Source organism: Helicobacter pylori SA37A (assembly GCF_000476015.1).
Lineage (GTDB): Bacteria > Campylobacterota > Campylobacteria > Campylobacterales > Helicobacteraceae > Helicobacter > Helicobacter pylori_DB.
Genome location: NZ_CBOO010000006.1, coordinates 1 through 14,981 on the forward strand (window position 1 = coordinate 1; position 14,981 = coordinate 14,981).

Here is a 14,981-nt window from a genome sequence, read left to right on the forward strand (position 1 = left end):
CTAGGGAATGTTTGGGAAAATATTTTGATTTTTTAGAGCGCTTAAAAATTGCACGATCTTTTCTTTAGGGATAATCACTAAACTTTCGTGGTTTTCTAAAGTGCTGCTAGCCATTCCCATAAACTCCCCCACTTCGCTAAAATAAGGTCTCCCTCCCCACAACACGCTCCCCTTTTTAAAAGAACTATCAAGCGAAAGAAACTTTTTAGATTTCAAAAGTTCAGCCACAGAAATATCCGTTGTCTGTATAGAAAAAGAATTCCCCTCATTTAACGCTGGGTAGTAGAGATCAGAATTGGGTGCTTTTTGATTGGTATAGGGATTTGAATGAAAAGTTTGAGCGTATTTGGTATAAATCCTTGCATGATAATAGCTCTCTTCTCTTTTATGGCAATAATCGTCTCTAAAATCGGCGGTTTTTAAAAGCGAAAGCCCTTGATCCCTATCCATCGCTTCAAGGTGCAAGCTGGCTATACAAATCAGTTCTTTAGCGCTGCTGTCTTGCATTTTGGCTAAAATCATTTTAGGGTACAAGCCATTAGAATAAAGCGTTTCAGAAGAAGCGATATAACGCCCGTTTTTGAGCAAAGTCGCATAGCCTTCTTTATAAGTCCCATCGCTAAAATACACTTTCAATAACGCAACAGAATAAACCCATGCAGGGAGCGTTGGATCAAGGGGCGGATCGTCTCTGACGATTTGAATGCTATTAGCGTTCATCATGCATGAAAATAAAACGATACAACAACTAACCGCTAATCTTTTATGCCAAAACGCCATTATCCAACTTACCGCTTAAATTTCAAAAGTATCCTACAGTACTATCGGCTAAAATACCATTTGTTTTAATTTGTTGCTATAATAGAGCATTTGAATGACAAAAGCTTATCGCAAAGGTTTATGATGGATCCAATTAAAACTTATGAAATTAAAGAAGAAGAGCTTGCAAAAACCGCTTACGCCACAATCAAAACCAATAAAGGCAATATCGCTCTAGAGCTTTTTTACAAAGACGCGCCCCAAGCGGTCAGTAACTTTGTAACTTTGGCTAAAGAGGGTTTTTATGATGGGCTTAACTTCCATCGTGTGATCGCCGGCTTTGTGGCTCAAGGAGGCTGCCCTTATGGCACAGGCACAGGCGGGCCAGGACACCGCATTAAATGCGAAGTGGCCCATAACCCCAACAAGCACAAAAGAGGCTCTATTTCTATGGCACATGCCGGAAGAGACACAGGGGGGAGTCAGTTTTTCTTGTGTTTTGTGGATTTGCCCCATTTAGATGGCGAGCACACCGTGTTTGGTAAAATCACCAACGCAGAAGGCCTTAATGTATTGGACAAGATCAAGCAGGGCGATATGATAGAGAGCGTTGTGTTTAGCCCTTCTCTATAAGGAATAAGAGATTAAACATGCTCATACTCAGCCGCAAAGTTAATGAAGGGATTGTCATTGATGATAATATCCACATTAAAGTCATTTCCATAGATAGAGGGAGCGTGCGTTTAGGGTTTGAAGCGCCTGAAAGCACCCTTATTTTGCGCGCTGAACTCAAAGAGGCCATTGTGAGCGAAAACCAAAAAGCTTCTGCGTCCGTAGATGAAAGCTTGTTAGAGAACATCAAAAAGGTCATTAAGCCTTGATGCATGTTTTTGAAGTTTATCCTAAAGTCAATATTTTTTTAAAAATCCTTCACAAAGAAGGGGCTTATCATAAGCTTATTTCTCGCATGTGTTTGGTCAAAGACAAGCTCAAAGACATTATCAGCGTCAAAAATGCCTTATCTTTCTCATTAAAAGGGGATTTTGACTGCCCTTTAGAAGAAAACTCGCTCTTTAAAGCCCTCCAAGTTTTAAAAAATTTTTTAAAATCAAAAAATTTCTCTCATTCTGCCATCAAATCCCTAGACACCCTAGCGATTGAAGTGGAAAAAAACATCCCCACTCAAGCCGGATTAGGCGGTGGGAGCGCTGATGCTGGGGGGCTGTTGTATCATTTAAATCAAATATTTGACTGGCGTTTGAGTTTAGAAGAGCTTTATACTATGGGATCTTTAGTGGGCGCGGACACCAATTTTTTCATCTCGCAATACAAAAGCGCTAACGCCACTTCTTATGGCGAAGTCATTGAAAATTTTGAAGAAGAGCCTTTAGAAAATCGCCTAGAAATCTATGCACCAAATCATGTTTTTTGCAGCACCAAAGCCGTTTATCAAGCTTATAAACCTGAAACTTGCTTTCCTCAAGCTAAAGAGTGGCTTAAAAAGCCGAGTTTAGAATGCCTAAAAACTTATGATAGAAACGGATTAAACGATCTTTTAAAACCGGCTTTACTCACTAACCAAGCTTTAAGAGGTATAGAAAGCGAACTAGGCAAGGAGTGGTTTTTTAGCGGGAGCGGGAGCGCGTTTTTTAGGCTAAAGCCTGCGCAAAAAGGGGGCGAATGAAACTCATTGCCAGCAATAAAAAAGCCTATTTTGATTATGAAATTTTGGAGACTTTAGAAGCAGGATTAGCGCTTTTAGGCTCTGAAGTGAAGGCTTTGAGACAAACTAGGGTGAATTTAAAAGATAATTTTGTTAAAATAATCAAAGGAGAAGCTTTTTTATTTGGTGTTCATATATCCTATTTAGATACAATCCATGCGTATTACAAGCCCAATGAAAGGCGAGAGCGTAAGTTGCTTTTACATAAAAAGCAATTATTGAAATGGCAGATTGAAGCGTCTAAAGAACGCTTGAGTATCGTAGGATTGAAATTGTATTTTAACCAAAAAAATAGAGCTAAAATCCAAATTGCTTTAGTGAAAGGAAAAAGATTGCACGACAAAAGACAAAGTCTTAAAGAAAAAGCGCTCAATAAAGAAATTCTTGCTGATTTAAAACACCACTTTAAAGGATAATAATGAAAGAAATGGTAGATTATGGGATTATAGGGTTTTTGATCTTCCTATCAGTCATCGTTATAGCGATCGCAATAGAAAGGTTGTGGTTTTTTGCCACTCTTCGTGTAGATGACTACACAGACAGGCGTAAATTAGAGCTAGCCCTACACAAACGACTGACTTTAGTGGCCACGATTGGCTCAAACGCCCCTTATATCGGTCTTTTAGGGACGGTTATGGGGATCATGCTCACTTTTATGGATTTAGGCTCAGCTTCTGGCATTGACACTAAGGCGATCATGACTAATTTAGCCCTTGCTTTAAAAGCGACCGGCATGGGGTTATTGGTAGCGATCCCTGCGATTGTGATTTATAACTTGTTAGTGAGAAAAAGCGAGATTTTAGTTACCAAATGGGATATTTTCCACCATCCGGTTGATACACAATCCCATGAGGTTTATAACAAAGCCTAAGGATTGAGCGGTGAAAAAAGTAGAATCCATGAATGTGGTGCCTTTCATTGACATCATGCTTGTGTTGTTAGTGATCGTGCTTACAACGGCGTCTTTTGTGCAAACTTCAAAGCTTCCTATTAGCATTCCTCAAGTGGATAAAGACAGCACTGATTCTAAAGATGTGTTGGACAAAAAACAAGTTACAATCGCTATTTCTAATAAGGGTTCTTTTTATTTTGACGATAAAGAAATCAGCTTTGAAAATTTAAAACACAAGGTTTCCACTTTGGCTAAAGACACCCCTATTGTCTTGCAAGGCGATAAGAAAAGCAATTTGGATAACTTTATCAAAGTGGTGGATTTATTGCAAACTAACAATCTGAAGCAACTTTACATTCTTGTTGAAGATAAAAAGAATCAAAAAAATTAGTTTTAGTCAATTTTTAGCATTCTTTAGCTAAAATCTGTGTTTATGTTTAATTTTTATCAAGGGAGTTTTAAATGAAACGCACTTACCAACCACACAACACACCAAGAAAGCGAACCCATGGCTTTCTTGTGAGAATGAAAACCAAAAACGGGTGCAAGGTGATTAATGCCAGACGAGCTAAGGGCAGAAAAAAGCTTTCCGTCTAAACCCTATGACTCTTTAAAAAACAAGAGTGAGTTTGATAGGGTTTATCAAAAGGGTTTCAAAAAACATAACCCTTTTTTTTCGCTCTTTGTTTTGGATTTGTCAAAAGAGCCGCCAAAAGAAAAAGCGGGCTTTAAAGATCCGCTCTTTTGTAGGCTTAAAGACAAAAAAACGCTTTATTTATTAGGCTTGAGCGTGTCCAAAAAAGTCGGCAACGCCGTGAAACGAAACCTTATCAAACGCCGTTTGCGTTCGCTTACATCAAAGCATGCCGCTCTTTGTCAAGGGCTTGCTTTGGTGTTTGTGCCTAGAAGCGATTGTTACCATTTGGATTTTTGGGCTTTAGAAAAACATTTTTTAGAAATGCTAACTTCCATTAAAAACTATATGAACAAAGCCTTAAAAGACTTGAAAAAAGGAATAACTCATACCTATGCGAAACAATAAAACGCCTTTTTTGAGCGCGATTTTTACGGCATCAATTAGGGGTTACCAACGCTTTTTTTCGGCTTTCACCCCTTCAAGCTGCCGGTTTTACCCCACTTGCTCTAACTACGCTCTATGGTTGCTTTATTTTGAAAACCCTTTGAGCGCTATGGGTAAAATCGCTATAAGGATACTCTCATGCAACCCTTTTTGCTCTGGGGGCATTGCTTACCCTATCACTCGCTTGAAACGCCCTAGTTTGCTCCAATCTCATAAAGATTCTAATCGCAATTTTAAAACCATCACTTTTTGGCTCGTTCCCACAAAAAGCCACGCAACTTACTACATCATTAAGGTTTAATCACAATGGATAGAAACAACAATAATAATCTCCGCTTGATTTTAGCGATCGCTCTGTCTTTCTTGTTTATCGCTCTTTATAGCTATTTTTTCCAAAAACCAAACAAAACAACAACCCAAACCACAAAGCAAGAAACAACCAACAACCACACAACAACAAGTCCTAACGCGCCCAACGCTTTTAGCGCTACTCAAACAACCCCACAAGAGAATTTGTTAAGCACGATTTCTTTTGAGCATGCCAGGATTGAAATTGATTCTTTAGGGCGCATCAAACAGGTTTATCTCAAGGATAAAAAATACCTAACCCCCAAACAAAAGGGCTTTTTAGAGCATGTGGGCCATCTTTTTAGCTCCAAAGAAAACGCGCAACCCCCCCTAAAAGAGCTCCCCCTTTTAGCGGCCGATAAACTCAAGCCTTTAGAAGTGCGTTTTTTAGACCCCACGCTCAATAACAAAGCGTTCAACACCCCTTATAGCGCTTCAAAAACCACTCTTGGGCCTAACGAACAGCTTGTTTTAACCCAAGATTTAGGCGCTCTTACCATCATTAAAACCCTGACTTTCTATGATGATTTGCATTATGATTTAAAAATCGCCTTCAAATCGCCCAATAACCTTATCCCTAGCTATGTGATCACCAATGGTTACAGGCCGGTGGCTGATTTGGACAGCTACACCTTTTCAGGCGTGCTTTTAGAAAATAACGACAAAAAAATTGAAAAAATTGAAGATAAAGACGCTAAAGAGATCAAACGCTTTTCTAACACCCTCTTTTTATCCAGCGTGGATAGGTATTTCACCACCTTGCTTTTCACTAAAGATCCTCAAGGTTTTGAAGCCTTAATCGATTCAGAAATCGGCACTAAAAACCCCTTAGGGTTCATTTCCCTTAAAAATGAAGCGAATTTGCATGGCTATATTGGCCCTAAAGATTACCGCTCTTTGAAAGCGATTTCACCCATGCTTACGGATGTGATAGAGTATGGTTTAATCACTTTCTTTGCGAAAGGCGTGTTTGTTTTACTGGATTATTTGTATCAATTTGTGGGCAATTGGGGTTGGGCTATCATTCTTTTAACGATTATCGTGCGCATCATCCTTTATCCTTTAAGCTATAAGGGCATGGTGAGCATGCAAAAGCTCAAAGAATTAGCCCCTAAAATGAAAGAGCTCCAAGAAAAATACAAGGGCGAACCCCAAAAGTTACAAGCCCACATGATGCAGCTTTACAAAAAACATGGGGCTAACCCGCTAGGGGGTTGTCTGCCCTTAATCTTACAAATCCCGGTGTTTTTTGCCATTTATAGGGTGCTTTATAACGCTGTGGAATTGAAAAGCTCAGAGTGGATTCTATGGATTCATGATTTATCTATCATGGATCCGTATTTTATTTTACCGCTTCTTATGGGAGCGTCTATGTATTGGCACCAAAGCGTTACGCCAAACACCATGACCGATCCCATGCAAGCGAAGATTTTTAAACTCCTACCCCTATTATTCACAATCTTTTTAATCACTTTCCCTGCAGGGTTAGTCTTGTATTGGACCACGAACAACATCCTTTCGGTGTTGCAACAACTCATCATTAATAAAGTCTTAGAGAATAAAAAACGAGCGCACGCGCAAAACAAAAAGGAACATTGATGCAAAATCCTATTGAAATCAAAGCCAAAACCTTAGAAGAAGCCCTTATTCAGGCTTCTATCGCCTTGAATTGCCCCATTATTAATTTGCAATATGAAGTCATTCAAACGCCCTCTAAAGGGTTTTTAAGCATTGGTAAAAAAGAAGCCATTATTTTAGTGGGCGTTAAAGAAAGCGTTAAAGAGGTTAAAGAAGAGAGCGTTAAAGAAACCAACACGAAAGAAATCCATCAAAACGCAGAAGAAAAAAAACAAAACTTAGAAACAGAAACACCGCAAGAAGAAAAAATCACCCCTAAACCCCCTAAAAAAAACCTTAAAGAAGAATCTCATGGCGAAGACAAACTCCATGAAATTAAGCAAGAATTGAAAGACTTATTCTCTCATTTGCCTTATAAAATCAATAAGGTGGAGGTGAGTCTTTATGAACCGGGGGTGTTATTGATTGATATTGATGGCGAAGATTCCGCTCTTTTAATTGGCGAAAAAGGTTATCGCTACAAAGCCCTTTCTTACTTGCTCTTTAACTGGATCCACCCTACTTATGGCTATAGTATCCGCTTAGAAATCTCCACCTTTTTACAAAACCAAGAAAAGGTTATGGAAGCGCAACTCCAAAGCGTGATCATGACCGTGCATGAAGTGGGTAAGGGGCAGATGAAAGCCCCTGATGGCGTTTTAACCTATATCGCTTTAAAGAAATTACGAAAAGCGTTCCCTAACAAATACGTCTCTATCAAAACCAATTTAAACGATGAAAAATACATCGTCATCAACGACTTTAACAATGAATAACACCATCGCCGCTATCGCCACCCCTTTAGGCAAGGGAGCGATTAGCATCATTAAAATCAGCGGCCATAACGCTCTAAACATCCTCAAACAACTCACCCAAAAACAAGACTTCACCCCCAGATACGCTTACGTGCGCGATATTTTTTCTGATGGTGTTTTATTAGACAAAGCGTTAGTCATTTATTTCAAAGCCCCTTATAGTTTCACTGGTGAAGACGTGTGCGAAATCCAATGCCATGGAAGCCCCCTTTTAGCACAAAATATCTTACAAGCTTGTTTGAATTTAGGATCTAGGCTCGCTAAAGCGGGGGAATTTAGCAAAAAAGCCTTTTTAAACCATAAAATGGATTTGAGCGAGATTGAAGCGAGCGTTCAACTCATCCTTTGTGAAGATGAAAGCGTTTTAAACGCTCTAGCCAGGCAGCTTAAGGGCGAGTTGAAAATTTTTATTGAAGAGGCTAGGAATAGTCTTTTAAAGCTTTTAGCCAGCTCAGAAGTTTTGATTGATTATAGCGAAGAAGACATTCCTAGCGATTTTTTAAAGGAAGTGTCTCTTAATTTAGAAAAACAAATCGCCTCTTTTAAAGACTTATTGGATTTTTCTAACGCGCAAAAACAAAGGAATAAGGGGCATGCCTTAAGCATTGTTGGCAAACCCAATGCTGGCAAAAGTTCTTTATTAAACGCCATGCTTTTAGAAGAAAGGGCTTTAGTGAGCGATATTAAAGGCACGACAAGAGACACTATAGAAGAAGTCATTGAATTACAAGGGCATAAGGTGCGCTTGATTGACACCGCTGGCATTAGAGAGAGCGCGGATAAAATAGAGCGTTTAGGGATTGAAAAAAGCCTTAAAAGTTTAGAAAATTGCGACATTATTTTGGGCGTGTTCGATCTTTCTAAACCCCTAGAAAAAGAAGATTTTACTATCATTGATGCCCTTAATCGCGCTAAAAAGCCTTGCATTGTTGTTTTGAATAAAAACGATTTAGCGCCCAAGCTAGAGCTTGAAATTTTAAAATCCCATCTTCAAATCCCCTACTTTTTGCTAAAGACCAACACCCTAAATTCCAAAGCCTGCCTGAAAGACTTGAGCCAACAAATCAGCGCCTTTTTCCCCAAATTAGACACTCAAAACAAGCTCTTGCTCACTTCCCTAGCCCAAAAAAACGCCCTAGAAAACGCCATTATTGAATTGCAAAACGCTAAAAACCATTTAGAAACTTTAGAGCTTTTTTCTTACCACATTTTAAGCGCGATAGAAAATTTGAACTTGCTCACCCGCCCTTATGAAACCAGCCAAATGCTTGATAGCATGTTCAGCGAGTTTTGTTTGGGGAAATGAAACGCTTTAAAAAGGGATTAAAAAAACCTCTCTTTAGCGCTACTTTTTAAGACTTTTTTACCCATTAGCGCGATTTAATACCTGTATTTACAAAAAAACCATGCTGCAATTTTTCAAAAAGGGGTAAAATAGGTCAGTTTAAAATATATACACACTATCAACTACTTTTGAGTAAAAATGTTAAAAAAGACAATAAGGAGATTTCATGTTAAAACTCGCCAGCAAAACGATTTGTTTGTCCCTAATCGGATCATTCACCGCTGTAGAAGCCTTTCAAAAACACCAAAAAGACGGCTTTTTTGTAGAAGCCGGCTTTGAAACCGGGCTATTACAAGGCACACAAACTCAAGAACAAACCATCGCCACCACTCAAGAAAAACCCAAACCCAAACCCAAACCCAAACCAAAACCCAAACCCATTACCCCTCAAAGCACCTATGGGAAATACTACATCTCCCAAAGCACCGTTTTAAAGAATGCGACTGAGTTGTTTGCAGAGGACAATATCACCAACTTAACCTTTTATTCTTTAAACCCTGTGTATGTAACCGCTTATAACCAAGAAAGTGCTGAAATAGCAGGCTATGGCAATAACAGCGTGGTCGTGATACAAAACTTCCTACCTTATAATTTAAACAATATTGAGCTGAGTTTTACAGACGCTCAAGGCAATGTAGTCAGTTTGGGCGTGATAGAGACTATCCCTAAACAATCTCAAATCATTCTGCCCGCAAGCTTGTTTAACGATCCGCAACTTAACGCTGATGACTTCCAGCAACTCCAAACCACCACCACAAAATTTTCTGATGCCAGCACGCAGAATCTGTTTAACAAGCTCAGTAAGGTTACGACCAATCTTCAAATGACTTATATCAATTACAACCAATTTTCTAGCGGTAACGGCACTGGTTCTAAACCCCCATGCCCTCCATACGAAAATCAAGAAAATTGTACGGCTAAAGTGCCGCCTTTCACCTCTCAAGACGCTAAGAATTTGACCAATTTAATGCTGAACATGATGGCGGTGTTTGATTCTAAATCTTGGGAAGATGCCGTTAAAAACGCTCCTTTCCAATTCAGCGACAACAACCTGTCAAAGCCATGTTATTCTAATTATTCTACATGCGTGAATCCTTACAACGATGGGCTTGTTGATCCTAAATTGATCGCTAAAAACGCTGGAGATGAATACAATATAGAAAACGGGCAAACAGGATCAGTGATATTAACGCCGCAAGATGTCATCTATAGCTATAGAGTTACGAATAATCTTTATGTGAATCTCTTGCCCCCAAGAGGAGGGGATTTAGGGCTAGGGTCTCAATATGGCGGCCCCAATGGCCCAGGCGATGATGGCACCAATTTTGGCGCTTTAGGGATATTGTCTCCTTTCTTAGACCCTGAAATACTCTTTGGCAAAGAATTGAATAAAGTCGCCATCATGCAATTAAGAGACATTATCCATGAATATGGGCACACTTTAGGCTATACGCATAATGGGAACATGACTTATCAAAGAGTGCGCATGTGTGAAGAAAACAATGGGCCAGAAGAGCGCTGTCAGGGCGGGAGGATAGAGCAAGTGGATGGGAAAGAAGTGCAAGTGTTTGACAACGGGCATGAAGTGCGAGACACCGATGGCTCTACCTATGACGTGTGTTCTCGTTTTAAAGATAAGCCCTATACAGCGGGCAGCTATCCTAATTCCATTTATACCGATTGCTCTCAAGTCCCCGCCGGGCTTATAGGCGTTACCAGCGCTGTTTGGCAACAACTCATTGATCAAAACGCCCTACCGGTGGATTTTACTAATTTGAGCAGCCAAACCAACTATTTAAACGCTAGTTTGAACACGCAAGATTTTGCGACCACTATGCTTAGCGCGATCAGTCAAAGCCTTTCATCTACTAAATCTAGCGCCACTACCTATCGCGCTTCAAAAACCTCACGGCCCTTTGGAGCCCCCCTATTAGGCGTTAACCTTAAAATGGGCTATCAAAAATATTTTAATGATTACCTAGGGTTGTCTTCTTATGGCATCATCAAATACAACTACGCTCAAGCCAATAACGAAAAAATCCAACAATTAAGCTATGGTGTGGGAATGGATGTGCTGTTTGATTTTATCACCAATTACACTAACGAAAAGAACCCTAAAAACAATCTAACCAAGAAAGTTTTCACTTCCTCTCTTGGGGTGTTTGGGGGGTTAAGGGGCTTATACAACAGCTATTATTTGTTGAACCAATACAAAGGGAGCGGTAATTTAAATGTGACCGGTGGGTTGAATTACCGCTACAAGCATTCTAAATATTCTATAGGCATTAGCGTTCCTTTAGTCCAGTTGAAATCTAGAGTCGTTTCTAGCGATGGCACAACCACCAATTCTATCACCCTGAATGAAGGGGGCAGTCATTTTAAAGTGTTTTTCAACTATGGGTGGATTTTTTAGGGGTTAAAAATTGGCTTTAACTCTCTATTGACTCTAAAACGCTCTTTTTAGGCTCTCTTGTAGGCGTTTTTAGTTCTGTTTTGCGCGTGAGCGTTATAGATCGCTCTTTTTGTTCTCGCATCGCTTGCGTGATTTCTTTAAGCTTACTGAAGCTTTTTTCTGTCTCATTGTTTGTCTCATGTTTTTGTTCTCCTTTCGCATTCAAACGCCCCTTTTTAGGCGTTTGTTTGGTTTAAAATTGCGTTAGTTTTTAAAAAAGTTTGTTAAGTTTGTGGGGCAAAAAGATAGACCCTAGCTTAGGGGTTTGAAAGCCCAAAGTCATTTGGTTTTTTCAAACAATCTCGCTTGTATAGGCTCGTGAAGCACCCAAACGCTAAAGCGATTGGGCTTCCTAGGCTGATGTTGGGGGAAAGTTTGGTTCTCACTCTGTGCCCCTAATCATAGGGATTTTACAGAGTTTGATCTCCAACGCATTCCCTACAGGTCTCACACATCATATCTATAAAGGCGTAACTTTGTGCACTTCCTACGCTAGATACAAATGTATGGGGGTATTATACTACAAAGATGTTTGGGATTTCTGCTTGGGTGGTTTTAAAAAGATTTTGGTTTTTGTTAATTTTAGTTTTTAGCAGGTGTGGTTTTAAATGAGTTTGTGGAATAAAGAGTGTTGAATGATATTTAGTTTATTTGGCGAGAACAAAAGCCATGAATTTTTAGAGGGTTATTTTAAGGGGGGCAAAACGCCACGCTAAACAAAATAATGACACTACAAAACTGAATGAATAAGCATAAAGCAAGATTAATATCCTGCTTATAGCCCCGTATTGCCCTGCCCTTCTTTATTGGCATAATCTTTCAATTCTTTATAAAGCAAAGATTGCAAGCGCGTGATAGCAAAATTCTTATTCTTTTCATCCACTTCAAGGCTTCTATTCAATACGGGCGTGCCTTGACAATCGCTCGCGCTAACAACCACTCTAATGCGTGTGGTGCCATTAGCACTGTCTGTGAAAACTTCATTTTTGATTTGATAGAGTTTTTCTTCATCGCTAGGGGTTAGCACTCTAGCATAAGCGCTTATGAGAGCGTTTTTAATCTCTGTATCGCTGTTGTTATCAAAAGTGATTTGCACTTTAGGTTTGAAAGCGTTTTGATAATAGATTTTTTCATAATTTTCTAACGAACTCACCGGGACAGAATACGCCTTTAAAATCCTTTCCATAGGCATCGCTTTAGCCAATAAATCCCCCATGCTTTTGGATTGCTGTAAAAAAACCCCTTTGCAAACCTTAGGCATTAAGGTGGAAAACTGCCCATAAAGAGCGTTATACTTATCCCTTAAACCCTGCAAAAACAAGTTTTGATTAATCCTTACTCTGGTGTAGTAGATCCCTTTTTGCGCTTCTTGATTGACAATTTCTACATTATTCAATTCCAAGTCATCGGTTTTTAAGTTAATCGTTTGCGAATCACTGGATTTTAACTTATTATCCACACGACTTTTTTGAATGTGGATTTGGGAATTAACCACCACGCTAATAGACGCCACTAAATCCGCTAACGCTTTTTGTTTAGAAGCCTCTTTAGAAGTGGCTGAACCACTCCCATAAAGATAGCCTTTTTGGGTGTTTGTTTTGTTATAGGCCTTGCTATACCACTTAGGCTCTGCGCTTAAATTGGCACCCATAAAAGCCATAAGGCATGCAAGAATAATCTTTTTCATTATTAATCCTTACTCATTCATTAAAGCGACATGCTTCTTAGTGATTCTTAGAAGCACATAAACTTTATCCGCATCAATAAAAGTGGCCTTTAGCTCACTAGCCTTAATCTCTATTTTATCCCCCTTGAAAGCTTCCATCACTTTCTCTAAGGCGTTTTGTCTGGCTGAGGACAAGCTATAATCTATATCTGAAAGCAATATATCGCTCATCCCACACACTAAAATTTTTTCGTCTTTGGTTTGGGTCTTTTCAATCTGCACTTCTTTTGAGCAATCCCTAGCCCACTTAGGCAAGGACTTCCCCCACGCCACTCCCAACACCAAAACAAGCGCAATAGCAAGGCGTTTCATTAAAACCCTACTTTTTAACCATGCCCAACTCTTCGCGCACTTTATCCACAATTTGCTTATCCAAGCCCACTAAAACAAAAACCCTATCTTTACCGACATAGCGGGCAAGCATTTTAGAAGCGATCAATTCCTTATCCACTAATTGAGAAATTTTTTCAGTATCAGTGCCGCTGATGGACCTTTTACCAGAAGCGTCTACCGTTCTAGTTTTTTCATTTTCCAAATCTTTTTGTAAAGTGGATTTTAGATTCGCCGCTAAATTAGCCCTAGCTTTCGCTGTAGCCTGATTCGTAGAATAATCCACATCATTATTGGTGATCAAATCCTCAGCCCTTCCTAAAAAGACCCCTGAATATTTTTCATACTTCGCCACTTTTTCTAAATCCCCTACTACCCAATCAGGAGCGCCTTTAGTCGCTTCTTTGTATGCCTTATTGCTTTTGCTGATACCTGATTTTGGGGCATGGCTACAACCTACGATCACCATCGTTGCTATCACACTCATCCCTAAAATTTTTTTAACTTGATTTTTCATCGCTCATCCTTTCAAATATAAATTTAAAACATACGCTTATTGCTAGCATTTTTCACAATAGGCTTAACATCGCTCCATACCTCTTCACCCGTTTTCCTATTGGTAAGGCTTAGGGTGAAGTCGTAGTCTAAGCGCTGCCTAGAACTACTAATAGAGGCTGCGATACTGGATACTTTACCACTTAAAGATAAATCAGCGGCTTTTAAAGTGCCTTTTTCTACAGTGGTGTCTTGATTATACTCTTCGCTCTCTCGTTCTTTTTCGCGCTGTTTCACCATTCGGCTATCCGCTGCAATGCCACTTCCTCCACTCGCTCTTGTGATATTGAACCTCCCATTAGATCGCAACCGCAACTGCCGCGCGATTTCAGTCGTCAAAAGATTCATATCCAAATTGGGCTGCGTGGTGTCGTTAATCACATCTGAAACTTCAATCAAATGCTTGCCCTTGAGTTGCTCAAAATTAGGGTCGCTAAACATGGAATCTAACATCGCGTTAGCAGTTAGCAATAAATCCGTGCTATTAATACTTGCAGTCGTATTTTTAGTGGCATCATTCACATTTTGATAAGTTGCCATTTCGCTTGAGCAACCCACCCACAATAAAGCACTCAAAATCACCGAGCTTATAATTTTTAATTTTGTTTTCAATACCATAGTGATAGAAACTCCCTATTCAAAATTTAAAACAGATACTTCCGTTCCTGATTTTAAACTTCTAATCTAAACACACAGTGTTTTTGCGGATTTTAGCATTTTATGCATCTTTTTTTTCACATTTTACAAGTTTTAGCCCTACAAATTTCACACTGCAAGCACTAATACCACAAATTCGCTCATTTTTAACTTAATTAAAGAAACTTTTTTAACAAACATGCTGATTTAAAAACGATAAAAACGATTTTTTGAGATAAAGAAATAACATAAAAGCTATTTGAAGTTAGCCCCTTTATAGAAAAAAAGGCTAAAAAAGATTTCTATGAGTTCTTATTTTAATAACAAGACTCTTTAAGCGTCTTTTATAATAACGCTTTTAGAGCGTCTTCAATCGGTTTTTGAGAGCTAGGTTCTACAAGCCTTTCACCCACTTCTTTGGCGTTTTTGTAAAAAATCAAAGTAGGGATCTTACGAATGCCTAAACTCTCTTTTAAATCCTGGCTTTCATCAAAAGAAACCTTAAAAAATTCCACCTTGCCTTTGTAAGTTTTGGCTAAATTTTCCATAATCGGCTCAATCTTCCTGCAATCCGGACACCAGCTCGCCCCCACATTGACCACTACCGCTTGATGAGCGGTTTTTTCTGCGTAATTCTTCCCGTTAATCACTTCTAACATGATAATCCTTAATTTTTATTTCCCCCAACCGCCGAAGTATAGC

Annotated in this window: 20 protein-coding genes; 13 read left to right on the top strand and 7 right to left on the bottom strand. The window is 39.3% G+C overall.

Going from position 1 to position 14,981, the window contains the following annotated elements; genetic code table 11:
• Nucleotides 1-780 (bottom strand): hypothetical protein, encoded by a 780-nt coding sequence (locus QT76_RS03930; protein WP_033616679.1) that lies wholly within the window; start codon nt 778-780, stop codon nt 1-3.
• Nucleotides 781-903: 123 nt separating this feature from the next.
• Here QT76_RS03930 and QT76_RS03935 point away from each other — a divergent pair, with 123 nt between their 5' ends.
• The 13 genes from QT76_RS03935 (at nt 904) to QT76_RS03995 (ending at nt 10,993) form a co-directional block, all read left to right on the top strand.
• Nucleotides 904-1,392, top strand: a complete 489-nt coding sequence (locus QT76_RS03935; RefSeq protein WP_033616680.1) for a peptidylprolyl isomerase — start codon at nt 904-906, stop codon at nt 1,390-1,392.
• A 17-nt stretch (nt 1,393-1,409) separates the two neighbouring features.
• Nucleotides 1,410-1,640 (top strand): carbon storage regulator, encoded by a 231-nt coding sequence (locus QT76_RS03940; RefSeq protein ID WP_000906444.1) that lies wholly within the window; start codon nt 1,410-1,412, stop codon nt 1,638-1,640.
• The gene (locus tag QT76_RS03945) at nt 1,640-2,443 is read left to right on the top strand and encodes a 4-(cytidine 5'-diphospho)-2-C-methyl-D-erythritol kinase (RefSeq protein ID WP_033616681.1); all 804 of its coding nucleotides are present in this window, start codon (nt 1,640-1,642) and stop codon (nt 2,441-2,443) included. Before QT76_RS03940 ends, QT76_RS03945 begins: the two co-directional genes overlap by 1 nt.
• Nucleotides 2,440-2,898, top strand: a complete 459-nt coding sequence (gene smpB, locus QT76_RS03950) for an SsrA-binding protein (protein ID WP_000766473.1) — start codon at nt 2,440-2,442, stop codon at nt 2,896-2,898. Before QT76_RS03945 ends, smpB begins: the two co-directional genes overlap by 4 nt.
• 2 nt (nt 2,899-2,900) lie before the next feature.
• Nucleotides 2,901-3,353 (top strand): TonB-system energizer ExbB, encoded by a 453-nt coding sequence (exbB, locus tag QT76_RS03955; protein ID WP_000661841.1) that lies wholly within the window; start codon nt 2,901-2,903, stop codon nt 3,351-3,353.
• A gap of 10 nt (nt 3,354-3,363) precedes the next feature.
• Nucleotides 3,364-3,765: an ExbD/TolR family protein gene (locus tag QT76_RS03960; RefSeq protein ID WP_000755082.1), complete on the top strand. Its 402-nt coding sequence runs from the start codon at nt 3,364-3,366 to the stop codon at nt 3,763-3,765.
• A gap of 71 nt (nt 3,766-3,836) precedes the next feature.
• The gene (gene rpmH / locus QT76_RS03965; protein WP_001868466.1) at nt 3,837-3,971 is read left to right on the top strand and encodes a 50S ribosomal protein L34; all 135 of its coding nucleotides are present in this window, start codon (nt 3,837-3,839) and stop codon (nt 3,969-3,971) included.
• A complete protein-coding gene (gene rnpA / locus QT76_RS03970; RefSeq protein ID WP_033616682.1) occupies nt 3,931-4,416 on the top strand; it encodes a ribonuclease P protein component in 486 nt (161 codons plus the stop codon). Before rpmH ends, rnpA begins: the two co-directional genes overlap by 41 nt.
• Nucleotides 4,403-4,756 carry a membrane protein insertion efficiency factor YidD gene (gene yidD / locus QT76_RS03975; protein WP_033616683.1) on the top strand — a complete coding sequence of 118 codons (354 nt, stop codon included), beginning with the start codon at nt 4,403-4,405 and terminating at the stop codon, nt 4,754-4,756. The genes rnpA and yidD overlap by 14 nt, the downstream gene beginning before the upstream one ends.
• Nucleotides 4,757-4,761: 5 nt before the next feature.
• Nucleotides 4,762-6,402 (top strand): membrane protein insertase YidC, encoded by a 1,641-nt coding sequence (gene yidC, locus QT76_RS03980; protein ID WP_033616684.1) that lies wholly within the window; start codon nt 4,762-4,764, stop codon nt 6,400-6,402.
• A complete protein-coding gene (locus tag QT76_RS03985) occupies nt 6,402-7,196 on the top strand; it encodes a Jag N-terminal domain-containing protein (protein ID WP_033616685.1) in 795 nt (264 codons plus the stop codon). Before yidC ends, QT76_RS03985 begins: the two co-directional genes overlap by 1 nt.
• A complete protein-coding gene (gene mnmE, locus QT76_RS03990) occupies nt 7,189-8,541 on the top strand; it encodes a tRNA uridine-5-carboxymethylaminomethyl(34) synthesis GTPase MnmE (RefSeq protein WP_033616686.1) in 1,353 nt (450 codons plus the stop codon). The genes QT76_RS03985 and mnmE overlap by 8 nt, the downstream gene beginning before the upstream one ends.
• Before the next feature lie 205 nt (nt 8,542-8,746).
• Complete coding sequence (locus tag QT76_RS03995; RefSeq protein ID WP_033616687.1) at nt 8,747-10,993, top strand: outer membrane beta-barrel protein; 2,247 nt, start codon at nt 8,747-8,749, stop codon at nt 10,991-10,993.
• Nucleotides 10,994-11,009: 16 nt separating this feature from the next.
• Here QT76_RS03995 and QT76_RS04000 read toward each other — a convergent pair whose 3' ends face one another.
• The 6 genes from QT76_RS04000 to QT76_RS04025 form a co-directional block, all read right to left on the bottom strand.
• Entirely contained in the window at nt 11,010-11,198 is a 189-nt protein-coding gene (locus tag QT76_RS04000) for a hypothetical protein (protein WP_033616688.1), read from the bottom strand.
• Nucleotides 11,199-11,807: 609 nt separating this feature from the next.
• Nucleotides 11,808-12,719 carry an LPP20 family lipoprotein gene (locus QT76_RS04005; RefSeq protein WP_033616689.1) on the bottom strand — a complete coding sequence of 304 codons (912 nt, stop codon included), beginning with the start codon at nt 12,717-12,719 and terminating at the stop codon, nt 11,808-11,810.
• A 9-nt stretch (nt 12,720-12,728) separates the two neighbouring features.
• Nucleotides 12,729-13,070, bottom strand: coding sequence for a hypothetical protein (locus tag QT76_RS04010; protein ID WP_033616690.1), 342 nt, complete (start codon nt 13,068-13,070; stop codon nt 12,729-12,731).
• A gap of 7 nt (nt 13,071-13,077) precedes the next feature.
• Complete coding sequence (locus QT76_RS04015) at nt 13,078-13,605, bottom strand: LPP20 family lipoprotein (RefSeq protein WP_000795976.1); 528 nt, start codon at nt 13,603-13,605, stop codon at nt 13,078-13,080.
• A 23-nt stretch (nt 13,606-13,628) separates the two neighbouring features.
• On the bottom strand, nt 13,629-14,261 hold the full coding sequence (gene lpoB, locus QT76_RS04020; protein WP_000243392.1) for a penicillin-binding protein activator LpoB: 633 nt from the start codon (nt 14,259-14,261) through the stop codon (nt 13,629-13,631).
• Between the two features lie 362 nt (nt 14,262-14,623).
• Nucleotides 14,624-14,938 (bottom strand): thioredoxin family protein, encoded by a 315-nt coding sequence (locus QT76_RS04025; RefSeq protein WP_000895155.1) that lies wholly within the window; start codon nt 14,936-14,938, stop codon nt 14,624-14,626.
• Nucleotides 14,939-14,981 lie beyond the last annotated feature (43 nt).

Coding starts and splice junctions, on each gene's coding strand:
- QT76_RS03930 (WP_033616679.1), bottom strand. CDS start 780: ATGGCGTTTTGGCATAAAAGATTAGCGGTTAGTTGTTGTATCGTTTTA.
- QT76_RS03935 (WP_033616680.1), top strand. CDS start 904: ATGGATCCAATTAAAACTTATGAAATTAAAGAAGAAGAGCTTGCAAAA.
- QT76_RS03940 (WP_000906444.1), top strand. CDS start 1,410: ATGCTCATACTCAGCCGCAAAGTTAATGAAGGGATTGTCATTGATGAT.
- QT76_RS03945 (WP_033616681.1), top strand. CDS start 1,640: ATGCATGTTTTTGAAGTTTATCCTAAAGTCAATATTTTTTTAAAAATC.
- smpB (WP_000766473.1), top strand. CDS start 2,440: ATGAAACTCATTGCCAGCAATAAAAAAGCCTATTTTGATTATGAAATT.
- exbB (WP_000661841.1), top strand. CDS start 2,901: ATGAAAGAAATGGTAGATTATGGGATTATAGGGTTTTTGATCTTCCTA.
- rpmH (WP_001868466.1), top strand. CDS start 3,837: ATGAAACGCACTTACCAACCACACAACACACCAAGAAAGCGAACCCAT.
- rnpA (WP_033616682.1), top strand. CDS start 3,931: ATGCCAGACGAGCTAAGGGCAGAAAAAAGCTTTCCGTCTAAACCCTAT.
- yidD (WP_033616683.1), top strand. CDS start 4,403: ATGCGAAACAATAAAACGCCTTTTTTGAGCGCGATTTTTACGGCATCA.
- yidC (WP_033616684.1), top strand. CDS start 4,762: ATGGATAGAAACAACAATAATAATCTCCGCTTGATTTTAGCGATCGCT.
- QT76_RS03985 (WP_033616685.1), top strand. CDS start 6,402: ATGCAAAATCCTATTGAAATCAAAGCCAAAACCTTAGAAGAAGCCCTT.
- mnmE (WP_033616686.1), top strand. CDS start 7,189: ATGAATAACACCATCGCCGCTATCGCCACCCCTTTAGGCAAGGGAGCG.
- QT76_RS03995 (WP_033616687.1), top strand. CDS start 8,747: ATGTTAAAACTCGCCAGCAAAACGATTTGTTTGTCCCTAATCGGATCA.
- QT76_RS04005 (WP_033616689.1), bottom strand. CDS start 12,719: ATGAAAAAGATTATTCTTGCATGCCTTATGGCTTTTATGGGTGCCAAT.
- QT76_RS04010 (WP_033616690.1), bottom strand. CDS start 13,070: ATGAAACGCCTTGCTATTGCGCTTGTTTTGGTGTTGGGAGTGGCGTGG.
- QT76_RS04015 (WP_000795976.1), bottom strand. CDS start 13,605: ATGAAAAATCAAGTTAAAAAAATTTTAGGGATGAGTGTGATAGCAACG.
- lpoB (WP_000243392.1), bottom strand. CDS start 14,261: ATGGTATTGAAAACAAAATTAAAAATTATAAGCTCGGTGATTTTGAGT.
- QT76_RS04025 (WP_000895155.1), bottom strand. CDS start 14,938: ATGTTAGAAGTGATTAACGGGAAGAATTACGCAGAAAAAACCGCTCAT.